Source organism: Deltaproteobacteria bacterium (assembly GCA_018668695.1).
GTDB lineage: Bacteria > Myxococcota > XYA12-FULL-58-9 > XYA12-FULL-58-9 > JABJBS01 > JABJBS01.
Genome location: JABJBS010000244.1, coordinates 1 through 18,976, shown reverse-complemented (window position 1 = coordinate 18,976; position 18,976 = coordinate 1). Strand labels below are relative to the sequence as shown.

At 51.0% G+C, this 18,976-nt stretch carries 7 protein-coding genes; all 7 read right to left on the bottom strand.

The features are described 5' to 3' along the window. The coding region (locus HOK28_13005; protein ID MBT6434011.1) for an SDR family NAD(P)-dependent oxidoreductase at window positions 1–11,857 on the bottom strand (11,857 nt) is incomplete at its 3' end. A 152-nt stretch (window positions 11,858–12,009) separates the two neighbouring features. Beyond that, entirely contained in the window at window positions 12,010–13,971 is a 1,962-nt protein-coding gene (locus HOK28_13000; protein ID MBT6434010.1) for a CotH kinase family protein, read from the bottom strand. Between the two features lie 99 nt (window positions 13,972–14,070). Further along, a complete protein-coding gene (locus HOK28_12995; protein ID MBT6434009.1) occupies window positions 14,071–15,210 on the bottom strand; it encodes a sodium ion-translocating decarboxylase subunit beta in 1,140 nt (379 codons plus the stop codon). Between the two features lie 3 nt (window positions 15,211–15,213). Then, window positions 15,214–17,010: a biotin attachment protein gene (locus HOK28_12990; GenBank protein MBT6434008.1), complete on the bottom strand. Its 1,797-nt coding sequence runs from the start codon at window positions 17,008–17,010 to the stop codon at window positions 15,214–15,216. Between the two features lie 2 nt (window positions 17,011–17,012). After that, window positions 17,013–17,240 (bottom strand): oxaloacetate decarboxylase, encoded by a 228-nt coding sequence (locus tag HOK28_12985; protein ID MBT6434007.1) that lies wholly within the window; start codon window positions 17,238–17,240, stop codon window positions 17,013–17,015. Window positions 17,241–17,475: 235 nt separating this feature from the next. Then, a complete protein-coding gene (locus HOK28_12980; protein MBT6434006.1) occupies window positions 17,476–18,177 on the bottom strand; it encodes an SDR family oxidoreductase in 702 nt (233 codons plus the stop codon). Beyond that, window positions 18,174–18,976, bottom strand: an 803-nt coding sequence (locus tag HOK28_12975) for a hypothetical protein (protein MBT6434005.1), incomplete at its 5' end; no start/stop codon positions are given. The genes HOK28_12980 and HOK28_12975, both read right to left, overlap by 4 nt.

Genomic DNA, 18,976 nt, shown 5'->3' with positions numbered 1-18,976 from the left:
CTACTCTTGTTTGAAGCGCCGCAAATTCTTGTCGTAAAGATTGCACCAAGCCTAAACAGCTTGCCGCGGCTGGATGGTTGGCACCTCCACCCAGTACACCACTGACCACTGCAAAATACTCAACAGGGATTTTCTCATCGACTGTTTTTAAGGCTTTTGCCAAGGCGGAATGGTATCCCAGCATCTGCCAATAATCGTCTTGAAGCTGGTCTGCCGTAAATACTTTAGAAACCCGTTGCCCATACCCCATGAGGTTCACCAGCATTAAGCTGCCGTTTTGGCCGTGCTCTGCAAGGATAGATTCCAGGGCCTTCGAGTCGGTGGGGTCAACCACATAACAGGGCTCTGTTCGCCGGCGCGGTGCACTGCGTGTGTAGAGACGCACCACATCAGCATCAGGCATTCCTTTAAGCCAGGCCTCGCCTAGCCCTGCTTCATCCATCCAGGCAATGACTGTACCTTCCGGCACAACTTTCTGTTCGGGAGCAGACCGCAACATCCAAGCTCGCTTTGAGAACCAGTCGGGCATCGTATTTTCGTTGCCGAGGTAGAGATCTATATTGCGTAGCTCAGCATCAAAATCGCCGCCGATTAATGCCTTACTTAGCTTTGAGCGCTGAATCTTGCCACTCGTGGTCTTCGGAAAAGTCTTTTCCGTAAGCGGTACGATATAAGACGGTGTAACACCCAATCTTTCCGTCACCTCTTTGCGAATCAAGGAAATCAGCTCGTACGGGTGCCCTTCTCGATCTGCCTTCGGCGTGTAGAAAATCGCCAGTCCCTCGGTCCCTGTTTCCGGATCATTGATTGGGCATGCGGCCTGAAAGGTTGGTAATACGCCATCCATAGCATTCACGATGTCTTCAATTTCATAACAATAGAAATTGGCACCGCGGATGATAATCATCTCCTTCTCACGACCCGTGAGGTAGAGACGGCCTTCGTGAATAAAGCCTAAATCACCTGAATTGAACCAATCGTCACCCACAAACGCCTCGGCATTCGCTTTGTCATTGTGAAGGTATCCGGGGGTTATCACCGGGCCACGGATTTGAAACCGTCCTATTTTACGCTCACAGACCTGCTTATTCTCACCATCGGTAATTCGAATTTCAATGCCAGGTACCGGTGGACCCAAATCAATAAAATTAATCGTGTGCGGATCGGATCCATTGGCAGGGTTCAAAACATTACCGAGCGATGCTTTGGTAAAGAACTTGGCACCTGTTTCAACCGAAAAGTCATTGCAAAAGGTCATGCAAGTACAGGCTTCGGCCATACCGAAACTTGGTTGCATCGCTTTTTGTGGAACCCCGAAAGGCTGCACTGCCTCTAGGAAGCCCTTCACAACGGGTAAAGTGACCTGCTCACCAGCGTTCATAAAATGACGCACACACGAGAGGTCTAGCTTGAGGTCGTCTTGCCCCACTAAGCTCTCTGAAATCAGTTTAAAACCGAAGTTTGGCGACCACGTTGTTGTAACGCGGTACTTGTCCATCAAACGCAACCAGTTGAGTGGGTCACTGAGCACATACTGAGTCTTAACCTGGTACTCGTTCATACCCAGAAATACATCTTTTAAGTGACAGGTTAGAATCGGCACCACGTGATCTGCAGCCAACCAGTTCAGTGTACTGTCTTCATGGGTGTATTCGTTAAACTGAGCTGAACCATGAGCGTGTGCGATGATACCGCGATGCGTTTCCTGAATGCATTTCGGCACCCCGGTACTTCCGGATGTCAGCTGGAAGAAAACTCGGTCTTCTGGCTTGGCGTCGTAGATATCTTCCGATTGCGTGGCATGCTTCAAGCTCTCTACATCAAGAACTCGAATATCCTTCATTCCCATCACAGTCTCTAAACCTTCGAGGTCCCCCACCAAATGAGAGCTCGTGACGACTGGAGGATGCCCTAAGAGCTCCCAAGTATTGTAGAGTTTGGTAACGACTGCATTCGTATCTTTGTAAGTTGGGGCAACAGCGACTGTTACGGGCACCATGCCATTGAGGACAGCGCCCCAGAAACAAGTGAAGTGATCTCGTAGGTTGTCTACCTGTAGCATCACACGGTCTTCAGCCTTCATTCCCAATGCCTGAAAACCGGCCAACATATATTTCGCATTTTCGAGAAGCTGCGCATAAGGCATGAAATCTTCATTGCCATCTACATCGATAAACATCACACCCTTATCAGGATGGATTTTAGCCGTTCGAATCAACGCCTGAGTGAGCGTGGTCGGCAAATCAGGATCCACCTCCAACGGCCCACCACTTGAATAGGCCGGTGCCACGGTGCTTTCGTCTATGGCTTCTTCTTCTGATTGAACAAGCTCTTCGTTAAGCGAACTCGACATATCTGAGCGCCAAACCGAGGCAATATCACTCACATGAAGTGGATGAGATGCCCGCCTTTTCTCTTGCCGAATCAATGCTATGTTGGCGTCTGCAGCCTCCGTACGGAGCACCTTCTCGAAGGTCTTGAGGTCTTCCGACGAAAACACTGGAAGTAAACGCAGCGCCTGTTCGTCCACCTCACCCAACGTGTTGAGTGGTAAACGGCGAACGGTAACAACATCATCTGGGCCTTCTTCTGCGGCGAGCAATGCCGGAATGGTTTCACCCAAAAACGACCCTAGTTCGGTGCCCTGCTCTAAAACCACATAGGCGATAGCTTTTTCACCGTCCGAAAGATGCCCCGATTTTAGAATGCAGCATTCAGATATTTGAGATTCGGCGGCAAGATTTGCTCTCATCATATCGAGAGAAACCAGCACACCATTTTGCCATAAAAAGCCATCACTGGTCTTCAGGATAGAAATGGACCCATCTTCTGCTATACGCGCCCGAAAGCCCGTGGAAACCCGCGTTCCTCCAGCAGCCGTATAAGAGAGTTCTCCATCCACACCAATGGGCGCCGACGTATCAAAGGCCTGCACCACGTGTAAGCTCAAAGCGTCAATAGGTTTATCCACCAAGTCGCTACAATATTGAGCAAGTGCCTTCGGCGTATCACCATGCAGAGTTCCAGACTCTACAATCGAGTCATCGATAAGTGGAACCGCCCACAAATCCATATCGGGTGAATGCGTCATGGCTTGCAAAATTGCTTCAAAATGCTCAACCAACCGCTGCGCCTTGGCATCGGAAAACAGCCCTTTGCGAATTTCGAAATTACCTTGCAGCCCACCAGACTTCTCCAAGAGTACCAGGGAGAGATCAAACTTAGCTGTGCCATCAATGGACCCGTCAGGTGCATCCATGAGGAGTCCTATTTCGACCTCATGCAATGCAAGGTCTGGCATTGGCAGGTTCTCGAGAATGAACATACTTTGAAAAACTGCATTGTGTTCAGCATCACGATGACGCGCCATTCTCGAGACTAAGATATCCAGAGGTACATCTTCATGAGCAAAAGTTCGCAAACTACTGCGGCGTACCCTCGAGACCAACTCCCGTAAAGTCGGCTCTTCAACCATGGAGGTACGAACGGGTAGCGTATTGGTAAGCATTCCCACCAAGTTTTGAAACTCTTGGCGTGTTCGCCCGCCTAGGGCTGTGCCAACCGCGATATCGGTGGCATTGCTATAACGCGCCAGCAAAACCTTATAAGCAGCGAGCAAGACCACATACAAAGTAGCATCCATCTCTCGTGCGGTGGCCTTCACCGACTCCATAAGTTTGGGCGAGATAAAGAATGGAACTTTAACGCCTTCAAACGTACCGCTCTCGGGTTGGACACCATCACTTGGCAAGGTCATCGAACGCTGACCCGCAAGCTCCTTCATCCAAAATTCAATGCCGTCCTCGAGGACCTCTCCTTGCATATGCCGATTGTGCCAAGTCGAATACTCGAGATACCCCAAAGGTAGCTCTGGAAGAGCCGGTGGCACTTGCCGCGCATAGGCATCATAAAGCATACCTAAATCACGCAGTAAGAGAGAAACAGACCAACCATCAGCTATGATGTGATGAAGCGTTAAGTAAAAGTTTTGAGTATCGTCAGACACCTTCACCAGGAGCCCGCGGAGCAAGGGACCGCTCGTAAAATCAAAAGGCTTATTGCCATCCTCGCGTTTAAGTTCCGCCAGCTCTTGCTCAAAGGCATCGCCTGAAAGGTTCGCAATATTACCAAGTCGCAGCGGAATAGGTAAATCTCGAAGAATTCTCTGAGCTGGTTGACCGCCATCGTTTAAATACACGGTTCGCAAAGACTCATGCCGAGCCACCAAGGCCTTTAAAGCGTCGCGTAAAGCCTGCTCACGAAAGTTACCCTTAAACGATACACCAACTTGAATGTGATACAGTGGGCTGCCCGGGAAAAGCTCTTCAAAAAACCACATCCGCTTCTGCGCATAAGACAGAGGTTGAGTGATTTCTCTACTCTGGGATTCGAGAGCTTCTTCCTCGCTATCACCGACCCAATCAATCTGTGTGGCAATATGAGACGAAAGTGCTTCAATCGTGGTATGTTCGAATAAGAGAGTAGCCGGAAGAGACAAACTCAGGTCCTTATTCACCTGGTTTACAAACTCAACCGCAGTCAAAGAATCGATGCCACTCTCGGAAAGCTCCACATTCATCGCAAGTTCAGACGGCGAAGAAAGCTGTAAAATAGAAGCAAGCGATTCCTGAATATGCTCAGCCAGTTGGCCCGGAGCCTCATTCACACCGGCCCTACGCAGGTCGCTCAAGAGCGTACTGGTCGGTCTTGATGACGAGGTTGGAACCGATGCCCGACGAATCTTTTTCGCCATGGTCCGAACGACCGCTGGCTCTGAACCCTCAGGAAATCCTGCAACAAACTTCTCCCAGTCCACAGGCAGAACCATCGCCTGCGCCTCGCCGCCAATGAGCACACTCTCCAAACAGGAAAGCCCAAGCGACTCTTCGATCATCGACACGCCTCGGTCGGCCCATGCTGATACCGTAGACTCATCCACACTCGTAGCCATGCCGCCTGCTGCCCAAGGACCCCAGTTAAGGCTGACGCAGTTTTGACCTTGTGAGCAGAAATGATGTGCTAGAGCGTCCATCACCGCATTGGCAGCCCCGTAGTTGGATTGGCCCGGAGAACCCAGCACAGAAACAACAGACGAACACAGAACCAAATACTGCAGTGAGAGTTCCTCTGCTGCGGCCAATAAGTACTCCGTACCCTGAACCTTTGGTCCCATTACACGGGCAAATCGTTCCCAACTCTGGCCGGTCATCATACCGTCGTCCAGGACCCCGGCGGCATGCATAATGCCCACCACACTACCGTGGCGTTTCTCAATGCGCTCAATCAACCGGAACGCATCATTCGGGTCGGCTAAGTCTGCTTGAACGTAATCCACTCGGGCAGAGTCCGTATGCAAGCTCTGAATTACTTTTTCGACTTCTGCGTTGCGAGGTCTTCGGCCAGATAAAATGATACAGCTGGCACCGCGTTCAATGAGCCACCTAGCAAAAACCTGCCCCAATGCACCCATCCCACCTGTAATCAGGTGAGCCCCTGCTCCATCGACACTGAAGGCCGAACCTTCATGAGCCTTAGCCTGAACCAGAGATGGGACATGCCGCTTGCCGCCGCGAAAGGCCACTTGGTCTGCATGGGCATCAATTCGAAGCACCTCGCCTAAAAGATGGCTACCTTCCGACGCATCGCCGATAGCGTCTAAATCAACCACACCGCCTAATAGGCCTGGCATCTCTAGACCTAAAACTCTCGCCACACCCCATAAACCTGCTTGGTGGTAACCCAAGACTTGATCGCTCGAAATCACTTTCTGAGTATCTCTGGTGCATAACCAAACTTTTGGGCGTTCCTGCGCGGACAAGCCCGCCAGCGTTTGCACCATAGCCATTAAGGATGTGTAGGAAGCTTCATCAGAAGCAGCGGCATCTGCGGCAAAGAGAATTCGATGGTAGTCGTTATTCGCCAGCGCTTTCTTAAAGTCGCAATCAAGACCTGTGGCCGTCAGGGTAGCACCCAGTTTTACACCGGCATCTAGCCATGTCTGTGGTACTTCACCTGTGGCCGTCACCACCAAAACCGCGGCACTGTCTTCTAAGGCTGCCAACTGGTCAAGGTCTTGTTCCCAAGCCACCTGATGCAATGCTGAGTGCCCACTTGGGTCAAGTAATGCACGCAACTGGGCCCGTGTGGAACGGCGTGCTTTGAAGCCTGCCACACTGAAAACAACTGCTCCATCGCCATTCGTGATTTGAATATCTGCTTGAACGGTCTCGCCTTCCAATATCGAGGCGCGGACAGATGCATGCAAGTGGTCGTCAGGACTGGCACCTAAAAACACGCTGCCCATTTCAAATGGGAGAAACACCGTGTCTGAATCGACTGCCAGTTGACTCTCCAAGCATTGCGCAAGCACCTGGAAGGTTGCATCCATGGCACCCGGATGAATTCTAAAACCGTCCGGAGCAATGCCCTCGGGATGCTTCAAAATCGCTTTCGCTTGGCCATGTCCAAACGCAATACTTTCAACCCAACGATAACTCGGTCCTAAGTCATAACCTTGCGCGCAATAAACATCGTAAAAATCAGCAGCACCTCGCTCGCCCGCCAATACGCTGTTATCGATGGCATCGAATTCCGCGGGTTCGGTGTCTTCGGTGATGGTTCCGTAGCTGTTAAGATCCCAATCTGATTCGCCCGCTTTCTCGCTAAAAATTCGAAACGAGCGATGGTGAGCATCGGATCCTGCCTGAACGCTTATCTGTACACGAACGCCGCCTTCCGAAGGCACGACCAACGGCCTCTGGAAATAGACTGGCCCAATGGTACACCTCTCCCAACCTAAAGCTTCTTCGACCGCAGCCCCAACCATGGCAACGTGGGTAGCACCCGCCGCTACGGTCACACCGAATAGTCGATGGTCCGCAATATGGTCTGGGTCGTCACTGGTTAGTACAGTTTCATATACAGACCCGTCGATTTCGGGAGAGTCCAGTAAGCGCCCCACCATAGGGTGTCCGGCAAGAGCCACTCTCGGCGCAGGCAGCCCAGTGGCCTCCCTGAACCAATAGCGCTTGTTATCAAATGGGTAGTTCGGAAGTGTGACCTCAGGCTGAAGCGCTGTACTTGGTGTATCGGCGCCAGTGGCAACCAATGTGCTGATGGCCTTGCGCCACTGCTCCTGGTCATCTCGTTTTCGCTTTAAGGGCGCTGCTAGAACGACCGTATCACCAGCAATACGTTTGACTAAGCCGGTAAGCGTTGGATTCGGACCAATTTCAACAAAGACCGTCGTACCCATGGAAAGAGCAGTATCCACACCCGCCTTGAAGCGAACCGCTTGACGTATATGGTTCACCCAATAATCGGCATCGGGCGCTGCTTGCATCACCTTGCCGTCCAGGTTTGATATCAAAGCAATTTGAGGTGCTGAAAATGTTATCTCCGATGCAACCGCTTTGAAATCTTCCAAAATAGGAATCATTAAAGGCGAGTGAAACGCGTGTGAAACCTTAAGCTCTTTGGCCTTTATGTCTGCCTCAGCCAAAGCTGCCTTGATCGTTGCCAAATCTTGGACATCGCCCGAAATAACAGTTTGTCCTTCAGCATTCAGGCCAGCCACAGCAATCGTTTTCTCGAAACCTTTCAGGGCCGGCAATACATCTGCTTCGTCGGCAAAGACGCTTAGCATCCCGCCGCCCTCTGGTAAGCTCTGCATCAAACGTCCGCGAGCAGCGATGAGCTTTGCACCGTCTTCAAGACTCATCACCCCTGCAATCACGGCTGCCGCAAACTCTCCGACGCTGTGACCCATGACTACATCCGGGCGTATACCATTGGCCGCCAAGAGCTTATCCATTGCGTATTCAAGAGCAAACAAGGCTGGCTGCGTATTACCCGTTTGATTGATACGTTCGTCCGCTGGGTCGTCTGTGAATATGAAATTTAAAAGAGGCGCTTCCAGCAATGGGTCCAACACCTTCGCGCAGTTGTCCAATGCCTCTTTAAAGACCGGCTGATGCTCGTATAGACCTCTGGCCATGCCTCGGTACTGAGCGCCTTGACCGGTGCATAAAAATGCGACCGTCGGGCGGCTACGCTGGGTTCGGTGCAATTGAACCCCGCCAGCAGCTTCACCTTGTGCCAAAGCAGTCAAATCGGCTTGGATTTGTTCAGCACTCTCAATAACCGTAGTCCAGCGATGCTCAAAGCGAGCTCTTCGCGATTTTAACCAACGTGAAAGACCGCGAAGCTGAATTTCGTCAGCCCCATTCACCGCAGATTTCATGACACCCGCAAGCTCGCTGAGTGCTTGCTCAGATCGAGCGGACAAAACCATGACATCATCTGACGCTGGAGCTGTATTCTCTCCATTGCGAACGGGTGGTTGCTCTATCACCACGTGGGCATTTGTGCCGCTAAAGCCAAAAGAGCTCACACCGGCTCTTCGTAGCCCCACGCCTTCCCACGCTTGCCCCTCTGATACCACCTTCACGTTCATGGTATCCCAAGGCACATGGGTATTGGGTGTCTCAAAATGAAGCGTCTTGGCTAAGGTTCCTGCTTGGACACTCAAAACTGCTTTGATAAACCCGGCCACACCGGCCGCCAGCTCCAAGTGACCGATGTTGGTTTTCACAGAACCCACTGCGATGGGATCCCCAACGCTTCGAGATTTCCCGTACACCGCGTCCAGGGCACCGAGCTCAATAGGGTCTCCTAGAGATGTGCCGGTTCCATGAGCTTCTACATAATCTACATCTTTTGGATCGAGCTTGGCTGCACGCAGAGCTTGCCGGATCACGCGTTGCTGGCTCAGCCCGCTAGGAGCTGTGAGTCCACTGGTTTTACCATCCTGATTAACCGCGCTACCCTTCACCACGGCCAAGACGGGGTCACCATCTTTAAGAGCTTGGTCTAGAGGCTTCAGCACAACGACGCCGCAGCCTTCACCACGCACGTATCCATCGGCTTTATCATCGAATGTTTTGCATCGACCATCGCTGGCCATCATGCGAGCTCTGGAGAAGGATATCGTTGGCTCTGGAGAAAGTATTAAATTCACACCGCCAGCCAACGCCAACTGAGTTTCACCCAACCGCAAACTCTGACAAGCCTGATGAATGCTCACCAGAGATGACGAACATGCCGTATCAATCGAAACATTGGGTCCCTGGAAACCATAGAAATACGAAAGCCTGCCGCCCGTTGCACTTGCCGCGTTACCGGTGCCGCTGTAAGCACTCACATCCTCATAGGTTCCATACCGGGTTTGTAAGCTCGCATAATCGCCCGCACCGATTCCCAGAAATACTCCGGTCGCACTTTCAACCAATGCATCAGGGTTCTGACCAGCATTCTCAAGCGCCTCCCAGCTCACCTGTAGCAAGAGCCGTTGTTGAGGATCCATCTGCGCCGCTTCTCGAGGCGATATGCCGAAGAAAGCTGGGTCAAACTGGTCTACACCGCGAATGAAACCGCCCCAACGGGTGCTCATCTTGCCAAGCGCTGCTGGGTCTGGGTCATAAAACGCATCGATGTCCCAACGCTCAGCTGGTACCTCTGTAATGGCATCCGTTCCCGCCTGAAGAAGGTTCCAAAAGCTCTCTGGCGAATCTGCGCCCGGTAACCGGCAAGCCATACCGATCACCGCAATATCACCGCCCACTTGAGATACGGAACCAATCGCCTCGTCGCTGCCTTCAATTCCCGTTTGAAGCTGGGCTAAATGCTTAGCCAGGGAATCGATGTTTGGATAATCGAAAAGCAATGTGGGCTCGAGTGGTCTCTTGAGCCAATCCTGGAGTTCTCCAGTAACCGATACCGCCTCTTTTGAATCGAGTCCCATGGTTGCAAAACCGGCAGAACTATCAATTTCAGCCAGCTCCATACCTAAAGCCTGTGCCACAGTATTCATGAGCCAAGTACGTATGCGTCCTTGCTCTGTGAGAGCATCGGCTTTTTGAGCAACCTTCGCATCGAGGGCCGGAGCCTCTTTTGGGGTCTCTTCTTTTGCAGCTGCGGTAGGCTTTGCTTTGGGCTTGGGCCGACTCCGCGATTTCTTCTTCGCAGTCCATCCATAAATCGCTTCCGCTGTACCCTCTAAAAAATGAGACTCATACGCCGCCTTGCAGGCCGCTCTTTGAATCTTACCGCTGGACGTTTTGGAAACACTTCCAGGCCAAAGGAGGAACATGGCGTAAGGCTGAATGCCGTGAACCTCAGCGATGAGGTCTCGGATGTCTTCGAAAATCTGATTGTGGTCAAACGAATCTTGATCCGCCTCACCCTCTTTGTCTTTCACCCTTAGGAACTTTTTGGTTTTACGTTTGCGCCCTTGTACGTCGCTTCCATCAGGAGCCCTTGGCTCAATCTCGTGAAAAACAACAAGCTCTTCTTCACCATCGCGTTCTACGGAAAATGTTGCGCAGTTTCCCGGACGAATAACGGGATGGTTCCACTCCAAAGAAGCAATGGTTTGCTCAATATCCGTTGGATAATGATTCCGGCCGCGGATGATGATGAGCTCTTTCAGACGGCCATTGATGTAAACCTCGCCATCGTGAATAAAGCCCAAATCTCCCGTGCGTAAATAATGAACCTTCTCGCTTTCGCCTTGAACCGTGGCCTGGAAGGTCTCCACCGTACTTTCTTCACGCTGCCAGTAGCCGCCAGCTACGTTGTCGCCGCGAAGCCATACCTCGCCCACCGTGTCGTCCCCACAGGATTCAAAGGTGTTCTGGTTAACGATTCGAACTTCTTGACCCTGTAACGGCTTGCCGCAACTCACAACCACTAAAGAGTTGTCAGGGTTCTCAGTCTCCACGACTCGGCTCTCCTGAAGCGCCGCCGATTCTACGCGAATCGTCTTGTGCAACTCCTCTGTCGAACCTGAGGTACAAGACAAAACTGCTTCAGCAAGCCCGTAGCCCTGAAAAAATGCCGTCTCTGGGAATCCGCATTTCGAGAAGACATCGATGAAGCGGGTAAGCGTGTGCTCCAGAATCGGTTCCGCACCGCAAAGAGCCATCCGCCAACTACTCAGATCGATGCCTTCGAGAGCCTCGTCCGGAATGCGCGTCACGCACAACTCAAACGCAAAGTTTGGACCGGCACTCATCGTGGCCTTGTAGCGTGTAACCGCCTGCAGCCAGCGAACAGGGCGCTGAAGAAAATGAAGAGGTGACAAGAGGATAGCTTTCGCACCGATATAAATTGGGTGCAGCACACCGCCGATCAGGCCCAAATCATGATAGAAAGGCACCCAGTTCAGCACCACTTCATCTGCCGTGCTCTTACACGACAAGCGCATCATTTCTTCATTAGCGATTAGATTCTGATGGCTGATCATGACGCCTTTCGGCGTACCGGTTGATCCAGAGGTATATTGCAAAAATGCGAGGGTATCTTCCTCGAGCTCTGGAAAAACCCATTCATCCTCACCCTTCGCGGCCAACTCATCTGAGCCATACCAGGTAAGGTCTTTAAGAATATTCGAATTGGGAAACACAAACTGAGCCATTGCCTTCAGATTGCTTGTTGTTAGAACAACTTTTGCATCGCAATCATCAACAATGGATTGCACGCGCGGCAAGGTTCGGTCGATACGGTTAGGGTCTGGCGGGTAAGCTGGAACAGCAATCACACCGGCATAAATACAGCCAAAGAATGCACCGATAAAATCGAGACCGGGTGGGTAGAGCAGCAACGCTCTTTCGCCCGCGAGTCCAGACTTTTGAAGCTGCGCGGCGATGGCACGCGCCCTTCTGTCCAGCTCCCCATAGGTAAGTGGATCTTCACGTTTCTCTCCATCTTCGAGAAAAATATAAGCCACTTTGTCGGGGTGTTCTTGAGCTCGTCGACGCAAAATCTCGACAAGGTTATTTCCTAATGGTTCAAGCATATTACCCTCGTGAACAGGGCAAGGTTGAGCCGCTGTTACCGCCCAAAAAGTGTCCTAAACACCCTAGTTTGAGTCAAGTTTGGGAAATACCGCCAGAGTCCCTGACGCCTACTCAAACTTACACGGGCCTACACGCTGAATATGGAAATGCGTTATTCTCCAGCTGGGCAGCTACCGGGAATCCCGGAATCGAGCCATTGCAGACGGCTTAAAAGCCAATTTTCAAGGTAATCCATCTCTTCCAAGTGAGATTGGCCGATAAAATTATTAGGCCAGAGGTACTCACCGAGGATCGACCATCTCTGGAAATTTCTCTCTTGAGACTCAGAAAGTCGTTCTTCGTAAGCCGCCAAGCGTGCAATTACCGATTGGTCAGAGAGTAACCCTCCCCTTAGCGACTCCCATCGGCACCGAAGTTCTCCAACAAACACAGGATCCTCAAGAAGACTCGCCCACCAAAATGGAGTCCCTTGATTGAAAGCCCAGCCCTCGGGCTCAAACGCCGCGCCGTAATCCGCATTGCCAAACGCCAGGTTGAAATCCCAAAGTGGTCCCATATGAATCAAACCACCTGCACTGTCTCGAAACTTATGTAGGAATGTACTCAACCGATACGCATCCACATTACGGCTGATCTCTTGAACAATCATGAAATCTATAAATGAACCCACATCGATTGCATCACGATAGCTCGGATCACCGTTGAAAAGTTTTGTCTCAAAATCAGATAAAGACGATTCAAGGTAGTCTTTTTGTACCTGATTCAGGTCTGGCTCCTCTGGGTAGTCGTATTGATAATAAACTTGGTTCCAATTTTCAGGATCAATCGACGAATCCCAACCTTCCCCGCCGCTTCCAGTAAACTTATCAATCTTAACGATATAACCTCCCGTAATCGCATCACCAGTGGTTGCTGTGGGGTCCATCGGCTCAATATTCACTCGGTCCTTATCTCGTTTAACTTGTTCCATAAGCACGTAAACGCCCTCATAGGAACCATTTAAGAAGACCTCACAGAATTGAGTCCTCGGCGCATACCGCCCCATGGCGTTGCCTAAATCATAGGCCAACACATTCCTAACCAGAGATTTATCGCTGTATGGAGCGTTAAGAATCCAATCGTTCTCCGAGGGCATCCCTAATAGAGAAACATTATTATTCTCACCGGATTCATCTTGCGTTTCAAAACCATATTGCTTTTTGGGAAAGTTTTGGGAGGTTGAACCACGCCATTCGATACTGATGCGGCCATCGTAGTCTGTAGCTGGGTCATCGAGTGCATTGCGCTGCCCTGGCCCATTGTTAACAATCCGCATGTGCGCGGTGATTCGCGGATCATCACGAACAGACTGCCCGGCGGTATCAATGAAAATCAAAGGTAAATCGCTCGAGGTCATGGGTTCATCAAACCAATCGGGAAGCGGTAAATAAGTTTGCTCCTCCGCAGACATTCCAACTGCTATAAAAACTCTAGAGCTTAAATCACTGGAATCAGCCCGAGTATTATGAATCTGAACCGCCAGATGATTTTTCCCTGGAAGCAACCGTTCGACATCAATATCGACTCGATCAGGCAAACCTCCCGTAGCAAGTCTTGCCTCGTGAGAATCCTCGGCCGCTGTATCGAAAGCTGTAACATCACCAGGTTCACCAATACCGGCTCGAGCAATCTCCTCACCATTTAGATAAGCGATAAACGCGTCGTCGTAATCAATGAAAAGGTTCGCTTCAAGGATCTGTTCTTTGCTGATGACCTCAAAACTTGTACGCATATAAAGTGAGAGAGTTGGCTCAATCACAGTTGCGTCGTCATCGTCCCCGTAACCAATACCACCAGGGCCAGATGGCCAATCTGTCGTTACGAATGCAGCCGTTTTCCAAGTGGAAACTGGCTCCTCAGTAGGTGCGAGATAATGCCAGGAACCACCTTCATCCACCAACATTTCCCTATGATTCAAAGTATTTGAAATGGGTTCAGGAGGCTCGATAGGGTCTGGACTCGAAGGATCTGACCAGCCGGGTGTGACGAGCTCAGCTGCGTGGCAACCTACCAAAACAACACAGGTCACACTTAGCAGAATACCGAACACCCGCGGCAAATAAGACTTCAACATAGAGCCTATCTTAAGGTTGGATGAGAGCTATTGGAAAGGTTGAATCTGAGCTTGATAGACTATCTGACAACCCAGGGGCGACGGAGTCTTCTGATTGATCTAGACACCAACCAGGGCCAAGAGAACACCGGCCGCAACTGCAGAACCAATCACCCCAGATACGTTGGGGCCCATTGCATGCATGAGCAGCATATTATCTTGGCGATACTCAAGCCCAACCTGGTTCACGACCCGGGCAGCCATGGGAACCGCAGAAACACCCGCCGCGCCAATCAGCGGGTTGATTGGGTCTCGCGTTGAGAGCTTATTCATGACCTTCGCTAAAATAACCCCAGAGGCTGTACCAATCGCAAAGGCCACCAAGCCAAGCGCTAAGATTCCGAGGGTTTCGACCTTAAGAAATTTGTCGGCTCCCAGTTTTGACCCGACGGCAAGACCCAGAAAAATCGTCACAATATTGATGAGTTCATTTTGGGCGGCACTTGAAAGGCGCTCTACAACCCCTGACTCGCGTAACAAATTACCAAACATCAAGGCACCAATAAGAGGCGTGGCATCCGGCAAAAGTAAAATACAAAGCCCGAGAACCATCAGAGGAAAAATCACCCGCTCACCACGCGAGACAGTGCGGAGCTGACTCATTTTAATTTTGCGTTCATCTTCTGTGGTGAGAAGCTTCATAATTGGCGGCTGAATAATCGGCACCAAGGCCATATAAGAATACGCAGCTACAGCAATGGCTCCCATCAAATCGGGTGCGAGCTTACTCGATAAGAAGATAGCCGTGGGACCATCCGCCCCTCCGATAATCGCGATGGCCGCAGCATCTTGAAGCGTAAAGTCGATACCGTTGACATTGGCACTGAGCCAAAGAGCACCTAAAAGCGTGGCAAAAATCCCAAATTGAGCAGCAGCTCCAAGTAGAGCAAGCTTTGGCCGCGCCATAAGCGGACCAAAATCGGTCATGGCACCCACGCCCATAAATATGAGTAATGGGAAAAGACCGTTGGCCACACCCATATTGTATATGATTCCCAGAAAACCTTCAGGCCCTGCGATATCCGCAATGGGGATATTGGCTAAAATCCCGCCAAACCCAATCGGTAGCAGCAAAAGTGGCTCAAATTTCTTTCGAATAGCCAGGAATATCAGCAAGAGCGACACGGCAATCATCACCGTCTGAGCCCCTGTAAAGTTAGCCAGCCCTGTAGCATTCCAGAGTTTGTCGAAGTTCCCCATGATTTATCCTGCCGCAATCGCTGCTAAGGTATCACCAACCGCGACTTGGTTACCCACAGCAAACGGTAGAGCTTGAATCACGCCGGTTACCGGTGAGCGTACTTCGATTTCCATCTTCAAGGCTTCGACTACGAGTAGTAAATCACCTTCATTTACTTTTGCCCCAACGGAGGTCTCTAGCTTAAAAACCCTTGCCGCGAGCTCAGCTTTCACTTCGGTGGCCGCTCCTGAAGACCCAGCCGCTGGCGAAGCCTCCCCTGCTTCACCTACGTTGTAATCGTAGGCAATACCGTTGACCACGGCTTTCCCATCCTCAAACTTCACATCGTAAGATTTTCCGGCAACCTGAACACTCATGTGGTCCGACCCAGCGGACGCCGCCGCTGGTTTCGACTTATCGATCTTGCGAACACCAATTTCGGACTCACCCTTAAGAAAGGCGACACCTTTATCGAGGCAGGTTGAGACGACAAAGATATTCTCATCGTTTACTTCTAAGCCTTCATCTTGGAGACGCTTCGTGGCAACCGCGATGCCCTTTTTGGGGTCCTCGTCGTTGATTTCTCGAGGGTTGCGTTTGGTCGGTTCAAGCTTGAGCTGCTCAGCCGCCAAAGCTACAATTTCCGCATCTGGCTCCACAGGTGTTTTCCCAAAATAGCCCAAGACCATTTTTCCGTAACCTTCAGCGATGCGTTTCCATGGACCAAAGATTTCATTGTTGAAGGCCTGCTGAAAATAGAACTGAGACACAGGCGTTACCGAGGTACCAAAGCCACCTCGCCGAACCACTTCGCCCATCTTCGCCACCACTGCGGGATAGCGTTCCATCATGTTGTTGTCGCGCATCATCTGGGTGTTTGCCGTAAGCGCACCGCCCGGCACGGGGAAAAATGGTATCAACGGTTCCACCGCTAAAGCCTCTGGCGGCATGAAATAATCTTTCAAGCAATCCTTCGCAACTTCTTCCGCAGCAAGCACTTTTTCGATATCTAGTCCAAGGTCATAGTCGGTTCCACGCAGCGCATGCCACATCGTCGCAAAGTCGGGCTGAGAGGTACCACCCGACATCGGCTTCATGGCCAAATCGATACCATCAGCTCCTGCATCTAGGGCTGCCTTGTACTGCATCACGGCAATACCCGCCGTATCGTGAGTGTGTAGACGCAGATGTGTCCCCTCAGGAAGCATTTTGCGCGCCTGCTTAATGGACTCGTAAACTTTACTCGGCACCGAGGTTCCAGATGCATCCTTAAAACAGACAGAGCTAAAGGGAATACCCTCATCTAGAATGTTTCTCAGACAATCACTGTAAAACTCCGCAGTATGGGCACCTTCACAACCAGGAGGTAGCTCCATAAGTGTTACAACAACTTCATGATTCAAACCGGCATCGGCGATGCACTGGCCACTGAAACTCAAATTGCGAACATCGTTTAATGCATCGAAATTTCGAATGGTCGTCATGCCATGCTTCTTAAATAACTTCGCATGCAAGTCGATGATGTCACTGGATTGCGAATCGAGACCCACCACATTGACGCCCCGCGCCAAGGTTTGAAGATTCGCATCGGGCCCAACCGTTTTACGAAAAGCATCCATCATATCGAATGCTGATTCCTGGCAATAAAGATAGAGCGCCTGGTAACGCGCACCACCACCCGCCTCGAAATGCGTAAATCCAGCATCCGCAGCAGCTTCAACTGCAGGCAGAAAATCTTTCGTAAATACACGCGCTCCAAAGACAGACTGAAAACCATCTCTAAAAGCCGTGTTCATGACAGATACTTGTTTCTTAGCCATGTTTATTGCCCTCCACCCTCACGAAACCTGTGTGCGGCAGCGATTGCCAAAGCAATCTCTGAATCCACTGCGCCTTGAGCGACCTGTATACTCTGAGAAGTCGATACCTCAGTATCCGGTAAGACCGAGCTTAAAAATCGCCCGGTAAACTCCATGGCAAAGGCCAGAAGCGTGAGAAAGGCAAACACTGTGCCCATCCCAACCAACATCAATTCAATTCCCTGACCCATCGTCACACTTCCCGTCCACCTTGAACCCAGTGGTCTTCACTTCAAGTTATAGTCACGCCTGGGATTCGAGACCAATAAGCTGCCATATTTAATAGACGTAATTGCATATTCTGCCCGGGAGAAAGGACTTAATAAGTGATTATTTAAGCAGGCTCGAATGAATTTCGATTTGAGACTTATGGGCGTTACTGGGAAATTCAAATGGTATCAATACAGAATCTACGAAATTGACCGGTTACCAAGCATGAGCTGTACCGTCGAGCCGAAGGAAGGCTCCCGATTTTTCCATAGTTGTTGTCTTGAGCAATCCCATGAGACCTTGAGCTGATTCTTCTGGGCTCAATGGGGCTTTCTCACCGCCCATGCGTGTTCTCACATGGCCTGGATGGACGCCATAAACCAAAATGCCCTCTTCTTTGAGGTCGACGGCCATCAAGCGCATCCACATATTAAAGAGAGATTTACTTCCGCGGTATCCATAATTCCCACCGCTAACCACATTTGTAATGGCTGCCTTGCGGGTTGAAACACACATCACCGTTGGCGACTCACCTTTTCGCAAGAGCGGCAAAAGTGATTGCGTAAGCATCAAAGGCGCCAATGCATTCACCGACAAATAGTTGATGAGACCCTCAGAGTCCAAAGTTCCAAAGGTCAGGTTACTCTGACTGGCCGGTACAACGTCATTTGTGGAACTCAAAGCCGCGTTATGGATAATCAAATCCAGGCTCTCAGTATACTCCAAGATATTGTCACGAATACCATCGAAATTCTGGCCACTCTGGATGTCGAGATGAATCGGCGTCACACCGGCCTCACTCACAAGGTCCGCATCTCTTCGGCACGTTCCCCAGACTTTCCAACCGGAACCAGTCATCGCCCGCCCCAAAGCGAGCCCAATTCCCCGGCTCGCTCCTGTCAGCAACACGTTTTTCATTTTGTACGACTCCGAGGCATATCTTTAACCTTCTTGACCAAAGCGTCTGGCACCACCCAAGGCCCCAGATGTGGCGGTGGAGCACACCAACCAAGTTTTTCAATCGCCTCTAAAATCACCAATGCTCGCTCCAACGTCACCGGCCCCTGGGTCGGTCCAAGTTCAGGAAAGACTGAAAGCAATATCGCTTCCGCCTGACAACCCGGTACCCAGCTTTCCCCGTAGAGTTTACGTAAATTTGATGCTTGTGCAAAAGGTGACCATCTGTCGAGCACGCCGAGGTCAAAAGCGCCGCCGCCGAGCAAAAGTACATCTCCGTGTTCATTCATTCGGCTCTTGGCATCCTCAGTCTTGAATGCTTGAGGGAAACTGTCATCTAAGACCACCGCACCAGGCTTGAGTGCATCCACAACCAACGTGGCTCCCCCACTCGTCGCACCAAGAATCAGGTCACACTCGTCAAGGTTGAGCACGCCGTTGTCTAACTTCGGATCACAGAGGCTGACCTTTCGAGGTTTACCAAGCTTAGCCAGGCATAGCTCCAGGCTTGAACGGCCGATTGAGCCATAACCAAGAACGCCCACATGTAAATCCGACCAATCCAAACCCAATGCTTCAATCATCGCCGCAGTGTTGAAATACATCGCGCAAACTGTGGCGCCGTGGCCGGTGCTGATCGACTTATTTACAAGTGTAGGCTGCGCGCCCAAACCTGTAAGTGATGGAAGCATTCCGGCGAGCGTAACAATTGGCGATGATGCCAGCGCTGCCGCCTCCTGAATCAAGCGGGGCACCTCTG